The following is a 16,081-nucleotide window of genomic DNA, read 5'->3' as shown; positions in this document are numbered from 1 at the left end:
GAGTTCAAAGGTGTTCAAAGGTTCAATTACCGCGCTCGTCACGCCGTTCGCCGATGGCAAGGTCGATGAGGCTGCCTTGCGCAGCCTCATCGAATGGCAGATTTCCCAAGGCTCTTCCGGTCTGGTCCCGTGCGGCACCACTGGGGAGAGCCCAACCCTGAGCCATGCGGAGCACAAGCGGATCGTCGAAATCACGGTCGAGACAGCAAACGGTCGGGTGCCCGTCATTGCTGGCGCTGGTTCCAACAGCACCGAGGAAGCGATCGATTTCGTCCGGCACGCCCAGCAGGCAGGGGCTGATGGCCTTCTCATTGTCTCGCCGTATTACAACAAGCCTACCCAGCAGGGTCTGTATGAGCACTTCAAGACGATCGATGCCGCAGCGAGCCTGCCGATCATCGTCTACAACATCCCCGGACGAAGCGTTGTCGATATCCAGGTCGAGACCCTGGCGCGCATCTATAATGACTGCGAGAACGTGGTCGGCGTAAAAGACGCCACGGGCAACATTCTACGGCCGTCGCTCGAGCGCATGGCCTGCGGTAAGGACTTCAACCTGCTGTCGGGCGAAGACGGTACCGCTCTGGGCTACATGGCTCATGGGGGCCATGGCTGTATCTCGGTAAGCGCAAACGTCACTCCCCGTCTTTGCGCTGATTTCCAGCAAGCGTGCATCGACGGCGACTATGCGCGGGCGCTCGATCTGCAGGATCGACTGATGCCATTGCACCGCGCGCTCTTCCTGGAGACGAGCCCCGCGGGTGCGAAATACGCCCTGGCTCGCCTCGGACGCATCGGTGGCGATCTGCGTCTTCCGCTCGTTGAGGTGAGCACTCTCGTGAAGCAAGAAATCGACGACGCCATGCGGCACGCAGGCATTCTTTAGGGGAGGGATCGAGAAGATGACCGTAGAAAGAATCGAGGCCGACCTGATCGGTCCGCTTTCCATTCCCGCCGGCGTCCTCTACGGCGTCCATACCCGCCGCGCGGAGTTGAACTTCGACGTCTCCGGAATGAGGTTGAAGGACTACCCGGAACTCGTCCAGTCCATGGCGATGGTAAAGAAGGCGGCCGCCCTCGCAAACTTCGATCTTGGTCTGCTGTCCGAGGAGAAATGCCGGGTCATATGCGAGGCCTGCGATGATCTGATTGACGCAAAGGAGATCGACGACAACTTCCCCGTCGACATGATGCAGGGGGGAGCCGGCACCTCCACGAACATGAACGTCAACGAAGTGGTAACCAATATCGCGCTCCGGAAACTCGGGGCCAATGTGGGCGACTACACAAAACTCCATCCGAACGATCATGTGAACCTTTCTCAATCCACCAACGATGTCTATCCGACCGCTCTACGTCTGACGATCCTAAAGGCCTGCGAAGGTCTCGTGGCATCACAGGTCGACTTGCGTGACGCTTTCCGCGCCAAGGCCCGCGAGTACCGGACCGCGCTCAAGATCGGCCGCACCCAGCTTCAGGATGCGGTACCGATGACGGTCGGCCAGGAGTTCGAAGCGTTTGCCGAGCTGATCGACGAAGACGTAGATCAGGTGTATTCCGCGTCCAGGTTGCTCAAGGAGGTCAACCTCGGCGGCTCGGCCATCGGGACGTCGATCAATGTCCCGTCAGGATTCCCCAACGTGGCCTGCGGCCATCTCAGCAGGATTTCCGGGTTACAGGTCATTTCCGCCCGAAACCTGATCGAGGCGACATCGGATACTGGAGGCTTTGTCTCGTTCTCCGGCGTCTTGAAGCGGATTGCCGTAAAGCTCACCAAAATCTGCAACGACCTCCGCCTCCTGAGCAGTGGCCCGCGTGGCGGCTTAGGCGAAATCCGGCTCCCGCCGGTCCAGGCCGGATCGTCGATCATGCCCGGAAAGGTCAACCCGGTAATACCGGAGATGATGAACCAGATCGGGTTCCAGGTCATCGGAAACGACCTGACGGTCACCATGGCAGCGAGTGCCGGGCAGCTTCAACTGAACGCCATGGAACCCGTGATAGTCCTGAACATCCTCCAGTCGATGCGAATGCTCTCGCGCGGCATGGAGATCTTCAAGGTCCGGTGCGTCGATGGTATCGAAGTGGATGTGGATCGCTGTAAGGCGCTTCTCGACCAATCGCTCGTTCTTGCGACACCTCTCGCAACGATCGTAGGCTACAGCAAGGCGGCCGCCCTTTCAAAAAAAGCCCTGATCGAGAACCGGGCGCTGAGGGATGTCGTGGAGGAAGACGGCACTCTTACGATTGGCGAGATCGAGAGGGTGTTTGACCATGCAGCTGGTTTCGCCGATACGTCTCTAGCACCGAGCGCACAGGGGATTTAGAATGAGCGTCTTTACGGAGCTATCTGACGCCGATCGCATCACCATCGCTGAAGCCTACGGCCTCAGGTCGCTTTCATCGGTGATCGGTATTGCGAACGGCGACACGGAAACCACTTATCTGTTTCGTTCCTCTGACGGCGAGTTCATCGTAACGCTCTTCGAGAACGGAGCGGAGCCATTGGACCTCGAACAGGCTTTCGAGACCATGGACAACCTCTACGCCAACGGCGTCCCGTGCCCCAAGCCGCGCCGGACGCTCGACGGCAAGGCGACAATGCGGGCTGCGGAACGTCTCGTCGCCGTTGTGAGTTTTCTGCCGGGTTCTCCCTCAAAGGACGCCAACATCGGTCGGTGCGAAAGCCTTGGCCGTGTGGTCGGTCAGATCCACACGACACTCGAGCCGAAATCGAAGCGCAAGGCGTCGCTCCTTCCAACAGGTCCGATCCACGGCGCGCTCGATCACGACAATGTCTTCTTCCTCAACGATGCGGTTTGTGGTGTGATCAACTTCAGGCTTCGTCACAATGATGTGCTGGTTGCGGAAATCGCCGATGTCATCGTCGAGTGGACAACGGGAGCTTCTGGAGCGATCGCGACCGACCACGCCAGTGCGATCGTGCGAGGTTATGAGACGGTCCGGGCATTGACCGACGCCGAGAAAGGCGCTTTATCAGGGTATGTACTCGCGTCGGCTGCCAGGTACTACGCAGGCAGGGGTGAGAGAGACCAGCTGCCTCGACTGGCCTTGGCGGCCTTTGGCTCGATCGCTGCGGATTTAACCAAATAGCCCTTTGGCCCGTGCACACATGAAGTCCCTTGATCGAATTGACGAGCAACTGCTGGCCGAACTAAAGGCAAACTCGAAGATTTCCCATGCGGATTTGTCGGCAAAGATAAACTTGTCCCGTAATGCGGTGCGCGTCAGGATAGAGCGTCTTGAGCGCGACGGTTTCATCAAAGGCTACACGATCGTCACAGGGAACGGCGAAGCCGGTCAAAACCTGACAACAGCGCTGATGTTTGTCTATCGCCATGACCGTATGCGAGGTGGCGACGTCCTGAATTCCCTCCGCAAGATACCCGAAGTAGTTGCCTGTGACGTGATGACCGGGGACTTCGATCTTGTCGTGCGGGTCGAAGCGGAAAAAGCGGACCGCATCAGGCAAATCTGGCAGCAGATTGCAGATATGCCCGGAGTCCGGGACACCTTGACGGCGTTCGCGCTGTCATCGATCATCCGAAAGTAGAGCCTCGTCCCTTTCCGTCGTGAGGGACGTGTCTGACGCGGTAGCCAACGGCGTCCGGTGTGGAATGAAAAACCCAAGACATCTTCCCCTCCCCACGCTGCGGACCTTCGAGGCATCCGCCCGTCATGGCAGCCTGACAAAGGCCGCCAACGAGCTGAGTTTGACAGATAGCGCCGTCAGCCATCAGATCAGACGTCTCGAAGAGTCACTCGGCTACGAGCTATTCGTGAAAGCGGGCCGTGGCCTCGTTCTTACTGACGCCGGGCGGGTCCTTGCCAAGACCGTCGGCGAAGCCCTCCAGGAGATATCGGATACCGCCCTGCGGCTGGCCGACCTTAAAGACGGAGGCGGCAAGCTTGAAATCGCATGTCCTCCGATGTTCGCGAACACGTGGCTGGCCAAGAACCTCGGTAATTTCTGCCGCGATTTTCCATCCATCGAGTGCCACATCACCTTCGTCGACAACAACAGGGTTCACGAGGTAAAGGATACCGACATCGGGTTGGTTTTCGGAAACGGGGGATGGCCGGACAGATGGTCCGCTTCGCTGGATCAGGTCACGGTTGCCCCCGTATGCACGCCTCAACTGCTCGAAGGTATTGGCGGACAGGCAGCTAAACCGATAGGCCTCGGCAAGACACTGCTCCTTCACTGGGATGATGGTTCGGAATGGCGGCGATGGTTCGCCGAGGTCGATCTTCCGGGTGTTGACGAGGGCGCTCGCCATCTCTTCTGTAACGATCTCGGCATGGCGATCGGTCTCGCGGTGCACGGTGCAGGCGTGGCATTGGTGAGCGACATGTTGGCCTCCCACGACCTCAAACGAAACACGCTGGTGAAGCCGTTCCCGTTTGCGATCGACATTTTCGGGGCATGGCATGTCATATCCACTGACAGAAACCTGACCCGTCCTGCAGTCAGGCTTTTTCTGCGTTGGCTCCTTCCGCAGTTTGGTCGGCAGGCGCTTCTCCTAACCTTATAAATGAGTTGTACCGGAACCAACTATGTTCTCGTTCAGCTCAACACCGCTTGACCAGTTGCTGCCGAAGTTCTCTCCTTTTACCATCCGAACGAAGACATTGGGCACGGCCTTAATCCCTTCGGCGACGTCCTCCCGTATCTGAAGCAGGCCTACCATGAAAGGAGATCGGCAATCGCGTCACATAACGTCCCTCGTGGTCATCGAGCAGAAGCCTTCAATCCGCGCACGGGCAAACAGTTTGTTTCTGAGATCTCAGATAAAGCCCAAGCTCGGTTCGGAAATGGCATAATCGCGAACTCCACCTTCACGTGATTGCAATTTTCTCAAAACGGCACTGCGTAATCCGCTTCTTCTTTAAGCCGAAAGTGAATGGACGAGTCCCGACCACCGGCAACTAATCGTCCCGCTCGGTCAGGCAGCATATACGCATCATGAGTGACACCTCTTCATACATGACTCCAAGAAATCCTTCCAACCCGCCAAAACGTCGAGACGATACATGAAATCAGGTCATGCAAGAGCTGAGGAATGGTCAATTGCGCGTCACAAATATTTGCAATTAGGATGAGCCCAATAAGAATAAAAAATGACTAGGAGCACGTATCAATGGGAGACGCAGGTCATGACTCTTGCCGTCAAGGATATGCACAAATCATACGGAAGCTTTGAAGTCCTGAAAGGCATTTCGCTCGAAGCAACTTCCGGTGACGTTATTAGTATCATTGGAGCGAGCGGCTCTGGAAAGAGTACTTTTCTCCGCTGCATTAACTTCCTTGAGCGGCCGAATTCAGGTCAGATATCCGTCAACGGAAAGACACTCGAGACGAAACTTGATCGCGACGGATACATGCGGCCGACCAATCACCGCCAACTGCAGGCGATGCGCGCCAAGCTGGCCATGGTCTTCCAGAACTTTTGTCTCTGGTCGCATATGTCCGTGCTATCGAACGTTATCGAAGCGCCGATCAGCGCACTTGGGGTTTCGCGGTCCGACGCAATTGATCGGGCCAAACAGAACCTCGCTAAAGTCGGTCTCGGCTTTGACGTGCTTGAGAAATATCCCGCTCATCTTTCCGGCGGCCAGCAGCAGCGGGTGGCCATCGCACGGGCGCTCAGCGTCAACCCGGACGTCATGCTTTTCGATGAACCGACGTCGGCTCTAGATCCGGAACTCGTGGGCGAAGTCTTGCGGGTCATGCAGACCCTGGCTGAAGAAGGTCGCACGATGGTCGTCGTGACGCATGAGATGGGATTTGCCCGTCACGCGTCAACACGGGTCATGTTCCTTCATCAGGGCCTCGTCGAAGAGCAAGGGTCGCCCGAGACCATATTCAATTCCGCATCAAGCCCCCGGCTCCAACAGTTTCTGGCAGGCCGCCTGAAACACTGACGGCTTCTTGGGAGAGAAGCGCGCCAGCGACGTCCACAAAACCCAACATCACCAGAGGTAGAACAATGAGGATTCTCATCAATTCCGCATGCGCTCTCGTATTGGCCACGACCTTCCTCACTCCGGCATTTGCCGCGGAGAAGGTCACGATCGCGACAGACGCGACTTTCCCACCCTTTGAGTCAATCGATTCCAATGGCAAGCTTATCGGCTTTGATATCGAATTGATGGAAGCGATTTGCAAGGAAGCGGAGCTCGATTGCAACATCATCGGCGCAGCATGGGACGGCATGTTCCCCTCCCTTATTGAGGGCAAGTATGATGCCCTTATTTCGCAGCTGACCGTCACCGACAAGCGCCGTCAGGTCGTCGCCTTTAGCGACATCTATGATCATCCCATTTTCCGCTTCACCGCCAAGAAAGGCGCGGGCATCACCATTTCCCCCGAAGGCGTAGCGGGTAAGACCATCGCCGTCCAGACGGGCACCCCCATGGACGCCTATGTTACGGCCCATATGCCGAACGCTACGATCAAGCGTTACGATTCCGGCAGCGCGCCCTTCCTCGACCTGGCGAACGGACGCGCGGACCTGGTGCTCGGCTACCAGGCGCAGATCGTCCACAGCTTCCTCCAGAAGGAAGACGGCAAGGACTTCGAGCTCACAGGTCCCGAAATGACCGGTAAAGACGCCAAGGAATTCGGCGAAGGCGTTGCGATCGCGATCGGGAAGAAGAACACGAAGCTCCTCGAGGACGTGAACGCCGGACTTGCCAAGGTCCGCGATAACGGCACCTTGAAGGCCCTGATGACGAAGTACTTCGGCGAGTAACACCAATGGTTACGGATTTCTCCGTGAGCATTCTGGCAGCGGGGTCTACGACCCTGCTGCTGGCACTGTGCTCGATCGTACTGGCCACGGCCATCGGATTGGCTGGAGCGTTTGCCAAGCTCTCCGAAAGCAGGACGCTAAGAAGAACGGCGAGCGTCTACACGTTCGTGATCCGGGGAATTCCTGACCTCGTCTGGATGTTGCTCGTATTTTACAGCCTGCCCTCACTCCTTAATCAAATGGCCGATGCGATTGCGTGGGACATCCATTTCGAATTCCCTCCCATCGGCGCTGCCATAGCCACGCTTGGCCTGATTTTTGGCGCTTACATGACGGAGACGTTCCGCACGGCGCTATTGAATATACCCAAAGGCCAGGTCGAAGCCGCCCTTGCCTATGGAATTCCAAGAACACGGATTTTCCTCGCGATCATCCTTCCGCAGCTCACGCGCCTGGCTTTACCCGGTTTCACCAACAATTGGCTGGTTCTGGCGAAGGCCACCGCACTCGCCTCCCTGATTGGCCTGCACGATGTCATGTTCCGCGCCAAGGGAGCGGCTGAAGCGACGAGCATGCCCTTCACCTTTTACCTTGTAGCGGCAGGCTTCTACCTGAGCGTGACCCTCTGTTCGATGATCGGCCTTTCATACGTGGCGAAGCGCTCCTCGGCAGGACAAAAGGAGCTGGCTCGATGAACTGGAACGTCATTGCGGAGAACGCACCACTCTACCTCGCAGGCACGAAGCTCACGCTTTTCCTGGCGTTTACGTCGTTGGCGATATCCTTCCTGCTGGCCGTGCCGCTGGCATTTCTGAGAAACAACGAGCGCCCCGGACTGCGTTACGCCGTCAGCGCCTATACGCTTCTTTTTCGGGGTACCCCGCTCCTCGTACAACTGTTCCTGATCTATTTCGGTCTGGCCCAGTTCGGACTGATCCGGCAGAGCTTCATATGGCCCTGGCTGTCCAGTCCTCTGGTCTGCGTACTCGTGGCGTTTGTCATGAACACTACCGCTTACAGCACGGAGATTTTCGCGGGCGCGCTTAGAAGCATTCCGGTAGGTGAGCTAGAGGCGGCCCGCGCATATGGCCTTCCCAAGCGCAAGCAGGCCACGCGTATCCTCGTACCTGCCATGCTGACCCGCTCGCTGCCGCTCTACGGCAACGAGATGATCATGATGCTGCACGCGACCTCCTTGGCCAGCACCGTCACGCTTCTCGAGACAACCGGAGTGGCCCGGCGCATCACGCTCGATAACTACATCCAGTTCGAACCTTATGTCACTGCAGCCGGAATCTACCTCTCCATCACCTTTGTCATCATCACGGCGTTCCAGATCGTGCAGCGACGTTTCGCGGGCTATCTCGAACCCCGTAGCGCTTAATTCCCAAGACCACCGACCGCAACGAAACCGCGCGAAGCGGCAGAACCAAGGAGATCATCATTGACCGACAAGCCCAACCTCGGAGCCCTTTACGGTGCCGCATCCGAAACCAAGACATTCCTTGGCCTGGAAGCCCCGACCTCTCTCGATGACATCAAGGCTCCCGTCGCCATCATAGGTGCAGCCGGCGCGACCCCCTATGCTTCGGTCGGCGCTTACTGCCGCAACGGGCCGGACGCCCTTCGCCGCGCCACCGGTTCGCTCACCGCCAATGTCGATCGCCACGATTTCGACCATGGCGGCCCGGTGTTTCCGAGCAAGACAAACCGTCCTGTCGACTGTGGAAATCTTCCCTATGACGACAAGGACTATGCGTTGAACAGAAAGACGATCGGTGATGCGATCGACTCGATCCTCCGCCGGGGTGCCGTCCCGGTTCTTCTGGGCGGCGACGATTCCGTTCCGATCCCGATGCTGGAGGCACTCGGGCGTGACGGTAGCGGACGCAAATATACAGTCCTTCAGATCGATGCGCATATCGACTGGCGCGATGTACACATGGGTGAGAGCTATGGCCTTTCGTCTACGATGCGGCGTGCATCGGAGATGGGCCATATCGAGCGGATCATACAGGTCGGTTCTCGCGGTATCGGGTCTGCAGCAACCACCGACTACGACGACGCCGTAAAGAGCGGCGTGAGGTTCATCACGGCATACGAGTACCACAAGTCAGGGCTCGACGCAGTCACTGCCCTGATCCCGCAGGGAAGCAATGTGGTGATCTGCATCGACGCCGATGCCTTTGATCCGTCGATTGTTCCCAGCGTCATCGGGCGCTCTCCCGGCGGCTTGAGCTATTATCAGATGGTCGACCTCATCAAAGGCGCGGCATCCAAGGGCAAGATCGCGGCGATGGACTTTGTCGAATACATGCCGGAACGCGATGTGGATGACATCGGAGCGCTCAACGTTGCCCGTCTGATCACGACCGCACTCGGTGTCATCGTTCGACAGACCGCCTGATCGTCGAGCGGCTTGAGCTTCACTGACCCAAGCCCCCACAATCTCCTGAGGAGTTTTCATGTCCAGACCAGACAAACATCAGCTGTCATCGCTCGGGTTCAACTCCCTATCGGTTCATGGTGGCAACGAGGTAGACCAGACCTCTGGTGCCATCCGCACACCGATCGTAATGGCGAACTCTTATACCCTCCCCTACGATCCATCGATGAAGGACTGGTCGGATACAACCAACCCCTCCTACACCCGCAACTCGGGCCACAATCAAATTTGCCTCCAACGCAAGCTCGCGGCGATGGAAGGCGGGGAGGACGCAGCAGTCTTCTCGACGGGTGTCGCCGCCCTTTACGGCATCTTTTTCACTCTCCTGAAATCCGGCGACCACGTAATCGTCGGCGATGTGACATACGAGGCGGTATGGCGTCTGTTCGCCGAGCTACTGCCGGAGCGTTACAACATCGAAGCAACATTCGTGGATATGGGCGACATGGCGTCCGTCCGGGCGGCCGTCCGCCCGAACACGAAACTCATCCACACGGAATCGATCGCCAATCCGACGACGAAAGTCGCCGACATAGCGGCCCTCGCAGGCATCGCAAAAGCGGCGGGAGCGCTGCTCTCCGTGGACTCGACGTTCACGCCTCCCCCGTTCTTCCGTCCGCTTGAGCTGGGGGCCGATCTCGTGGTCCACTCGCTGACGAAGTATATCAACGGTCACGGCGATGCCATGGGCGGTGTTGTAATCGGAGCCACGGACCTCGTTCACCACATCAAAGCAGATGCTCTTGTGGACCTTGGCGCGACTATCTCCCCGTTCAACGCTTGGCTCATTACGCGCGGGTCCGTCACGCTTCCGCTACGGCTCAAGCAGCAGTTCTCGACGGCCGAGGCCGTGGCTCGCTATCTCGAAACCGAGAAGCGGCTCGCCTTCGTTACCTATCCAGGGCTGGTATCCCATGATCAGCACGAGCTGGCCAAGAAGCAGTTTGGCGGCAAGGGCTACGGTGCGATGATGGCATTCGCAGTCGACGGCGATCCGGATACGCAGAATAGGTTTGTCTCACACCTCAAGGTCATCACGTCAGCCGTATCGCTCGGCCATGACGAGACCCTTATCGTGCATGTCGGGGGCGGTGGCCGTGGAGGATCGGAGCGGTATCCCGAGAGCTTCCGGAAATATGGTCATCTGCGGCTCTCGATCGGCCTTGAGGACCCGGAGGACCTCATTGCAGACATCAGGAACGCCCTTGACCTGACATTCCCGCGGTGAAAGCCATGATCCGACTGCCCTTGATGCCATACTATGTTCCAGTCGAACTTAAGCCCAATGAGCCGGGGCCTGATAGACCCCAAACTGTTCACGCGGTTCAAAAGGTTCTCGCCGTGATCAAGAAGCTGCGGCGAAAGTCGTAATACCACGGGTCCACCCACGACTGCCAGCCAGTTGTGGTGGACCCGTGCTTTTCCCCGTTTTGTGCGCTTAAACCAGAAACGATCACCATGTCCCACAATCTCGCCCACCGGCTGTTCGCTGAGATCCTCGGCACGGGCCTTCTAACGGTATCTGTCGTGGGCAGTGCCGTATCGGCCGACCGGATAACGGATGTACCAGCATTGATCATGTTGTGCGTGGCCGTTTCGTGCAGCGCGGCTCTCTTTGTCTTGCTCGAACTGCTCGGGCCGATTTCGGGAGGCCACTTCAACCCTGTGGTCACTCTGGCGATGGTCATGCAGCGGCGGGCGCGACCTGGTGCGTCGGCCGCCTATGTTTGCGTACAGGTAGTCGGAGGGGTGCTAGGCATCATGCTTGTCCACCTGATGTTCGGACTGTCCGTGATCTCTTCTGGTATTCAGATGAGAACAGGGTTCCACCTCTGGCTGGCGGAGGTGGCATCGACCTTCGGCCTAATCTTCACGATTCTGTTCGGGTTGAGGTTCCGTCCTCAGTCAGTATCGGCGCTTGTGGGGGCATATGTCCTCTCTGTAACACTCTTTGCGCCGAACTCTTTCGCGAACCCCGCAACAACGATCGCCGGAGCATTTTCCGCCACTCTTGCAGGCATTCGGCCGACAGACGTAGTGGCTTTCATCCTCGCCCAGCTTCTTGGTTGCCTTCTAGCCGTCGGCTTGGCCCGCTGGTTGGTATCACCATCTGCCGCGACGGGTGAATGCTGATGCCTCGTTGAAGAGCGGGGCCCTGGCTCTGCCGGTAGGCTGTCAAGCTCAGGCATAGGTTGTCGTCCGTAGTCCTTGGAACAGCGCCTCTGTCCGTCGAAACTCCTGCGAAACGTACGATGTGAAAGCCCGTACGCGTGCAGTACGCCTGAGGTCGCGGTGCGTGAGAACCCATAGACCCGTAGCCATCTCGTTAAGGTCTGGGTGTTCGACCTTTTCAAGGTTTTTCGACGAAGACCCGAGATAGCAAGGAAGAACCGCGAACCCCTGCCCGCATTCCGCCGCCCTCTGAAGCGACACGAGTGAGTCTCCCCGCATGGCGATAGAACTCTCGGGAATGGTCTTGCCTAGCCAGCGAGATATCTTCATACCCCCAAGGGTCATGTCAGGCGCGACCCACCGGTCGAATTCGGCAGCCGTCTTGCCTGTGTTTCGTTCGATAAGCTCAGGCGTTCCGTAGATTGCGAAACTGACGTCGACCGCCCGGCGGCCGACCAGCGCGTCTGGCGCAGTATCTCCCGTTCTGAGTGCCACGTCAGCATCCCTCTGGGCGAGATCGGTAACGAAGCTCCCCGTGGTGAGCGCTACCGTTATCCCCGGATGCAGTTCGCTAAATCCCGCGAGAATGCGCGGAAGCACCGATCCCATCAGGGTATCGCATGTCGTAACCCTCAGCGCTCCCTCAAGACGCTCGTCTTTCCCCCGTAGCTTGCTCTCGAGCTGGCGCAAAATCCCCTGCATCTGGCGGGCCGGGTGCAGGAGGTCTTCACCTGTGTCGGTCAGGGCATAGCCGGACGTAAGCCGGTCGAAAACCCGAAAGCCATTTGCCGTCTCGAAGGAGCTAATGCGTCGCAGGACGGTTGAATGATTGACGCCTAGTACCCGTGCGGCGGCGGCCAAGCTTCCGTGGTCCGCAACCGCAAGCACATACTTCAGATCGTCCCAGTCCCAGCTGTGCATTTTTGCATTTCCACAATGATCTTTTTCAGAATTTTATTGCAGACATGCACGACGTAAACAAGCGTCATCAAGACACACGCTGGCAACGTCAGAAACGGAGTTATTATGATCGACATGAAGTATGCGCCCTACGGCATTCTCCTTCTTCGCATCTTGACGGGCGTGGCCCTGCTGGCGCACTCGCTCTATTTAAAGGTCTTCGTGCTCACGATGCCCGTTACAGTCGGGTTCTTTCAATCGCTGGGCCTACCCGGCCCGATGGCCTGGCTGATCCTCTTCGTCGAGATAATCACTGGCGTCACCCTCATCCTCGGCATCAAGCCACGTTTTGCTGCTGCTGCAGCCGCGGCCGTACTGCTCGGTGCCACCTGGGCACATTCCGGCAATGGTTGGGAATTCAGCAGTACCGGTGGCGGCTGGGAGTATCCCATTTTCTGGAGCCTCGCCCTTGTAAGTATCGCCCTTCTCGGCGACGGTGCTCACGCCCTGATCCCGTCTTTCCGGGTTACTGCAACAGGATAAGAAGTCCCCGGTTCCAATGCCACGCTAGTCGACGGGCAAGTTGGAAAACCAACTGGCTGGTCCGCGATCATCGACGGAAGACGGCCTCCTTCCCGCCTGGGCTGAGGTTTCCCGGAGAAATCCGCCTTGGCGATGGGTAGCCGCCCGACAACACCAGCGGCTTGACCCGTTTTGCGGAAGGTGCTTCGCAGAGGACAGAAACACCTTCGTCAATGGAAACGTCTCCAGAAACCGTGCGGAACGCTTCGATGCCTGAGTTCTGTGAACCCGGGCTCTGGTCTTCGAACGGCCAACGCCTTAGGCGCTATCGTCGCGGGTGGAGTTCTGACAATGGCTTCCCTGTCAGTGGCGTTGATCCTGGTAGCTGGCCTGATGCACGACAGCCTTGACTGTCTCCATCGCGTCGCCATAACTCAACAAAAGCGCTTCGTCGGTCTAACGATTATCACGATATAGGGGGTCAGTTCGGGACCCTTGGTCACGGTGAGTAGGTTTGATGTGGCCTGAGTAGCCCCGAGTTTCGTAGACGCCCACAGGTTACCTTTTCTGCCGCCTCTCGAACTCGACGGGCGACAGCATCCCGTTTCTGACGTGCCTGCGTTTTGGGTTAGAAACCGCGCCGTTCGCCGGATCGACGTTACGGCTGATATGGATTGCCTTCGTCTCAATATGCATCGGCGGTTCTCCGTGCTGAACTTTGACGGCGGAGTTGAAAATTGCGACGTCGGTCATTATAGTGACCGAAGAAGCCGCGCGATGGAAAGTCAATATATGACCGATATGATAACGATTGCTGAGACGGAAAAACAGCTCGGCTCAGTGCTTACGCGCCGAATCCAGAATCTCCGGCATGAGCGGATACTGACCCTCGACGCACTCGCCAAGCTCACAGGCCTTTCCAAGGGAACCGTGGTGGCGCTAGAAAAAGGCAAAGCTAACCCCAGTATCGGCGTCTTGTGTCGATTGGCTGCGGCTTTTTCGCTCTCTGTCTCCGATCTTCTGAGCAATTCGGCAAATGATACGGGGACCAGTCCCATTGAGCGCACCACATCAAAGGTCTTGTGGACCAGCCCCAAGGGCAGCCAAGCACAGCTTCACGTCTCCACCTCGGGCCGGACCATGTTCGAGTTGTGGTCGTGGACCATCATGCCGGGCGAGGAGTATCGAACCGATGCACACAGCCCGGACACACGCGAGCTGATTTCCGTTGCTGAAGGCAGCCTCAGCATTCGCGTCGGTGCCGAAACCTTGATCCTGAATGCCGGCGAAGGCGCGCGGCTGGTCACGGATCAGGAACATTCCTATGCCGCGGCGGGCGATCGGCCCGCTCGTTCACCATGGCAGTGCTGGAACGCGGACGAAGTGCCGAGGAGACTGCATCCTAAGAGAACTGACGAAAGCCCAACCCCACATCAAGCTGCCGATAAAAGCCACCCCTCCAAGGAAGAAACCCCATGTACGTACCCGCCCATTTTGATGAGCCAAGCCAGAACGTTCTGCACGAGGTGATCGAGAAACACCCGCTCGGCATCTTGATCACCCATGGATCAAGCGGGCTCGATGCAAATCATATTCCCTTCGAGCTCGACCGAACGACAGGGGATCACGGGACGCTTCGCTGCCACGTCGCGCGCAACAACCCGGTCTGGCAAGACATAGCGACCGGTGATGAGGTTCTGGTGGTGTTTCGCGCAGCCGACGCCTACATCTCGCCGAACTGGTATCCAAGCAAGCACGAGTTTCACAAGCAGGTTCCGACTTGGAACTACGTCGTCGCCCACGCTCACGGACAGGTCACCGTCCATGACAATGAGTGGTATGTTCGCCGCAATGTCGCCAAACTGACGCACCGGCATGAAGCAAGCCAGACAGTGCCCTGGAAGATGGGTGATGCACCCCGTGAATTCATCGACACGATGGTGAAGGCGATTGTTGGTCTGGAGATCAAGATCTCACGCCTTGTCGGAAAGGCCAAGCTAAGTCAGAACAAAGAACTGCGCGATATTCGCGGAGCGGGAGAAACGCTTAATTCGCAAGGCGAACAGAACGTGGGGCAGGCAATGCTCGCAGCAGCTCAGCGAAAAGCGAGAGAGACAGGCGAGTAAACCACCTGTTTCTTGAACGTCAGTTTTGGATGCTGGGACGACCGGAATGATCGCAACGACCGTTTCAAAGGCTGCAGCGCGTCCCAATCTTGTCGCTCGCGGGAGTTCGAAAGTATGATGCGCCTGTTTTCCTGCGTCTTTGTTATTCTCGCCTGCGTATCCGGCAATGGTCATGCAGCTCCCAAGCATCAATTTACTGTATCGACAACCGGTGGCCTGGTTTTGGTCGAGAGCTTCGGAAACTGCGTGCGCGCAGCCTGCCGGCAGTTGTGATCTTGAGTGGCAGCAAAGGCTTTGCCGCGCCCGCCTATAACGAAATTGGACAGGCTCTTCGGGCAGCGGGTTTGAGCAGCTATCTCGTTCACATCCTGTCAGAGGACGACCTCGACGCTATCGCCAGGGCGCCTGGGCCGAAAGCGCGCATCGCATACTATGCGCAGCGATTGCCTGCTTGGACTTCCGCCGTTCAAGGCGTGGTTGCCTGGCTTGAGGATCAACCGCACCACAAGGGCAGGGTCGGCATTCTCGGAATTTCGCTTGGCGCGCAAATCGCTTCGGCAGCCTCGGTGGGGCACGATGACGTTGATGCTCTGGTGCTCGTCGATGGCGGCTTCCCAAATGGCTATTCGCAGGCGGTTCGCTCATTGCCGCCCCTGCTTTTGATTTGGGGTAGTGCCGACCGGACTTTTCCACTGTCGATCGGTCGGGAGCTTCAACGAAAGGCGCAGCAACTTGGCGGGCCTGTTACGCTTGCTGTCTACAACGGCGGTGCCCACGATTTTTTCTTGAGATCGAGGACGCGGGACGCCGCGGCAGCTCACCAGAGCGTGGCCGATTTTCTGATGTCGTTCCTGTCGCGATAAAAGGCTGGGATGTCACGATCCACGTTTGCTCTCAGATTCAAGTCGATCCCTGGCTTGTCGCCGATCGAGTATGTCCTGCGCTGGGGGCTCTTGGCCGCCCGCTAACACCTCACCCGAGGCAATGAGCCGATATCGGCAATTGCAATGTCCCTCGGTCGGATGCCATCGTTGGAATCGGCCCGAACCGCCACATCAACAACGAGTGTCCTAGGAATGATCTTGCAGTCCAATGAGAGTATAGGGTCGGGTTTGCAACGCCAGCCTCCCATGACACGA

Annotated in this window: 19 protein-coding genes; 17 read left to right on the top strand and 2 right to left on the bottom strand. The window is 57.8% G+C overall.

Annotated elements, in window-relative coordinates; all coding sequences use genetic code 11:
• Positions 1-10 precede the first annotated feature (10 nt).
• From dapA to C5L13_RS20285, 12 genes are all read left to right on the top strand, one after another.
• Complete coding sequence (gene dapA, locus C5L13_RS20340; RefSeq protein WP_105385100.1) at positions 11-886, top strand: 4-hydroxy-tetrahydrodipicolinate synthase; 876 nt, start codon at positions 11-13, stop codon at positions 884-886.
• Between the two features lie 16 nt (positions 887-902).
• The gene (locus tag C5L13_RS20335; RefSeq protein WP_105385099.1) at positions 903-2,327 is read left to right on the top strand and encodes an aspartate ammonia-lyase; all 1,425 of its coding nucleotides are present in this window, start codon (positions 903-905) and stop codon (positions 2,325-2,327) included.
• 1 nt (position 2,328) lies between these two features.
• Positions 2,329-3,114 carry a phosphotransferase gene (locus C5L13_RS20330; protein ID WP_105385098.1) on the top strand — a complete coding sequence of 262 codons (786 nt, stop codon included), beginning with the start codon at positions 2,329-2,331 and terminating at the stop codon, positions 3,112-3,114.
• A gap of 19 nt (positions 3,115-3,133) precedes the next feature.
• Positions 3,134-3,574 carry an Lrp/AsnC family transcriptional regulator gene (locus tag C5L13_RS20325; protein WP_105385097.1) on the top strand — a complete coding sequence of 147 codons (441 nt, stop codon included), beginning with the start codon at positions 3,134-3,136 and terminating at the stop codon, positions 3,572-3,574.
• A gap of 64 nt (positions 3,575-3,638) precedes the next feature.
• Positions 3,639-4,556: a LysR substrate-binding domain-containing protein gene (locus C5L13_RS20320; RefSeq protein WP_105385096.1), complete on the top strand. Its 918-nt coding sequence runs from the start codon at positions 3,639-3,641 to the stop codon at positions 4,554-4,556.
• Between the two features lie 622 nt (positions 4,557-5,178).
• On the top strand, positions 5,179-5,946 hold the full coding sequence (locus C5L13_RS20315) for an ABC transporter ATP-binding protein (RefSeq protein WP_210202213.1): 768 nt from the start codon (positions 5,179-5,181) through the stop codon (positions 5,944-5,946).
• A 65-nt stretch (positions 5,947-6,011) separates the two neighbouring features.
• Entirely contained in the window at positions 6,012-6,776 is a 765-nt protein-coding gene (locus tag C5L13_RS20310) for a transporter substrate-binding domain-containing protein (protein WP_105385094.1), read from the top strand.
• 23 nt (positions 6,777-6,799) lie between these two features.
• Complete coding sequence (locus tag C5L13_RS20305; RefSeq protein ID WP_205836859.1) at positions 6,800-7,471, top strand: ABC transporter permease; 672 nt, start codon at positions 6,800-6,802, stop codon at positions 7,469-7,471.
• Positions 7,468-8,160, top strand: coding sequence for an ABC transporter permease (locus C5L13_RS20300; protein ID WP_105385092.1), 693 nt, complete (start codon positions 7,468-7,470; stop codon positions 8,158-8,160). The genes C5L13_RS20305 and C5L13_RS20300 overlap by 4 nt, the downstream gene beginning before the upstream one ends.
• A 60-nt stretch (positions 8,161-8,220) precedes the next feature.
• Positions 8,221-9,183, top strand: coding sequence for an arginase family protein (locus C5L13_RS20295; protein WP_105385091.1), 963 nt, complete (start codon positions 8,221-8,223; stop codon positions 9,181-9,183).
• A gap of 58 nt (positions 9,184-9,241) precedes the next feature.
• Positions 9,242-10,450: a trans-sulfuration enzyme family protein gene (locus tag C5L13_RS20290; protein WP_105385090.1), complete on the top strand. Its 1,209-nt coding sequence runs from the start codon at positions 9,242-9,244 to the stop codon at positions 10,448-10,450.
• A gap of 230 nt (positions 10,451-10,680) precedes the next feature.
• A complete protein-coding gene (locus C5L13_RS20285; RefSeq protein WP_105385089.1) occupies positions 10,681-11,355 on the top strand; it encodes an aquaporin in 675 nt (224 codons plus the stop codon).
• 48 nt (positions 11,356-11,403) lie between these two features.
• On the opposite strand, the gene C5L13_RS20280 is transcribed toward C5L13_RS20285, so the two are convergent.
• Complete coding sequence (locus C5L13_RS20280) at positions 11,404-12,315, bottom strand: LysR family transcriptional regulator (RefSeq protein ID WP_105385088.1); 912 nt, start codon at positions 12,313-12,315, stop codon at positions 11,404-11,406.
• A 105-nt stretch (positions 12,316-12,420) separates the two neighbouring features.
• Between C5L13_RS20280 and C5L13_RS20275 the strand changes: the two genes are divergently transcribed.
• Entirely contained in the window at positions 12,421-12,837 is a 417-nt protein-coding gene (locus C5L13_RS20275; RefSeq protein WP_105385087.1) for a DoxX family protein, read from the top strand.
• A gap of 537 nt (positions 12,838-13,374) precedes the next feature.
• On the opposite strand, the gene C5L13_RS28795 is transcribed toward C5L13_RS20275, so the two are convergent.
• Positions 13,375-13,569, bottom strand: a complete 195-nt coding sequence (locus C5L13_RS28795) for a hypothetical protein (protein WP_158693484.1) — start codon at positions 13,567-13,569, stop codon at positions 13,375-13,377.
• 39 nt (positions 13,570-13,608) lie between these two features.
• Here C5L13_RS28795 and C5L13_RS20270 point away from each other — a divergent pair, with 39 nt between their 5' ends.
• The 4 genes from C5L13_RS20270 (at position 13,609) to C5L13_RS20260 (ending at position 15,805) form a co-directional block, all read left to right on the top strand.
• Positions 13,609-14,346 carry a helix-turn-helix domain-containing protein gene (locus tag C5L13_RS20270; RefSeq protein ID WP_245571389.1) on the top strand — a complete coding sequence of 246 codons (738 nt, stop codon included), beginning with the start codon at positions 13,609-13,611 and terminating at the stop codon, positions 14,344-14,346.
• On the top strand, positions 14,292-14,942 hold the full coding sequence (locus tag C5L13_RS20265; RefSeq protein ID WP_105385086.1) for an FMN-binding negative transcriptional regulator: 651 nt from the start codon (positions 14,292-14,294) through the stop codon (positions 14,940-14,942). Before C5L13_RS20270 ends, C5L13_RS20265 begins: the two co-directional genes overlap by 55 nt.
• Before the next feature lie 114 nt (positions 14,943-15,056).
• A complete protein-coding gene (locus C5L13_RS29330; RefSeq protein WP_245571387.1) occupies positions 15,057-15,215 on the top strand; it encodes a hypothetical protein in 159 nt (52 codons plus the stop codon).
• Between the two features lie 2 nt (positions 15,216-15,217).
• Complete coding sequence (locus tag C5L13_RS20260) at positions 15,218-15,805, top strand: dienelactone hydrolase family protein (RefSeq protein WP_245571385.1); 588 nt, start codon at positions 15,218-15,220, stop codon at positions 15,803-15,805.
• Positions 15,806-16,081 lie beyond the last annotated feature (276 nt).

This window comes from Neorhizobium alkalisoli (assembly GCF_002968635.1).
GTDB classification, from domain to species: Bacteria; Pseudomonadota; Alphaproteobacteria; order Rhizobiales; family Rhizobiaceae; genus Neorhizobium; species Neorhizobium alkalisoli.
The sequence above is the reverse complement of the archived record's forward strand: the minus strand, read 5'-3'. Positions and strand labels throughout refer to the sequence as shown.

What these genes read in the sequence shown, in the direction of transcription:
- C5L13_RS20275 (WP_105385087.1), top strand. Translation starts at nt 12,421, where the DNA reads ATGATCGACATGAAGTATGCGCCCTACGGCATTCTCCTTCTTCGCATC.
- C5L13_RS29330 (WP_245571387.1), top strand. Translation starts at nt 15,057, where the DNA reads ATGATGCGCCTGTTTTCCTGCGTCTTTGTTATTCTCGCCTGCGTATCC.
- C5L13_RS28795 (WP_158693484.1), bottom strand. Translation starts at nt 13,569, where the DNA reads ATGACCGACGTCGCAATTTTCAACTCCGCCGTCAAAGTTCAGCACGGA.
- C5L13_RS20320 (WP_105385096.1), top strand. Translation starts at nt 3,639, where the DNA reads ATGAAAAACCCAAGACATCTTCCCCTCCCCACGCTGCGGACCTTCGAG.
- C5L13_RS20290 (WP_105385090.1), top strand. Translation starts at nt 9,242, where the DNA reads ATGTCCAGACCAGACAAACATCAGCTGTCATCGCTCGGGTTCAACTCC.
- C5L13_RS20300 (WP_105385092.1), top strand. Translation starts at nt 7,468, where the DNA reads ATGAACTGGAACGTCATTGCGGAGAACGCACCACTCTACCTCGCAGGC.
- C5L13_RS20265 (WP_105385086.1), top strand. Translation starts at nt 14,292, where the DNA reads ATGTACGTACCCGCCCATTTTGATGAGCCAAGCCAGAACGTTCTGCAC.
- C5L13_RS20270 (WP_245571389.1), top strand. Translation starts at nt 13,609, where the DNA reads ATGACCGATATGATAACGATTGCTGAGACGGAAAAACAGCTCGGCTCA.
- C5L13_RS20330 (WP_105385098.1), top strand. Translation starts at nt 2,329, where the DNA reads ATGAGCGTCTTTACGGAGCTATCTGACGCCGATCGCATCACCATCGCT.
- C5L13_RS20335 (WP_105385099.1), top strand. Translation starts at nt 903, where the DNA reads ATGACCGTAGAAAGAATCGAGGCCGACCTGATCGGTCCGCTTTCCATT.
- C5L13_RS20280 (WP_105385088.1), bottom strand. Translation starts at nt 12,315, where the DNA reads ATGCACAGCTGGGACTGGGACGATCTGAAGTATGTGCTTGCGGTTGCG.
- C5L13_RS20315 (WP_210202213.1), top strand. Translation starts at nt 5,179, where the DNA reads ATGACTCTTGCCGTCAAGGATATGCACAAATCATACGGAAGCTTTGAA.
- C5L13_RS20310 (WP_105385094.1), top strand. Translation starts at nt 6,012, where the DNA reads ATGAGGATTCTCATCAATTCCGCATGCGCTCTCGTATTGGCCACGACC.
- C5L13_RS20285 (WP_105385089.1), top strand. Translation starts at nt 10,681, where the DNA reads ATGTCCCACAATCTCGCCCACCGGCTGTTCGCTGAGATCCTCGGCACG.
- C5L13_RS20325 (WP_105385097.1), top strand. Translation starts at nt 3,134, where the DNA reads ATGAAGTCCCTTGATCGAATTGACGAGCAACTGCTGGCCGAACTAAAG.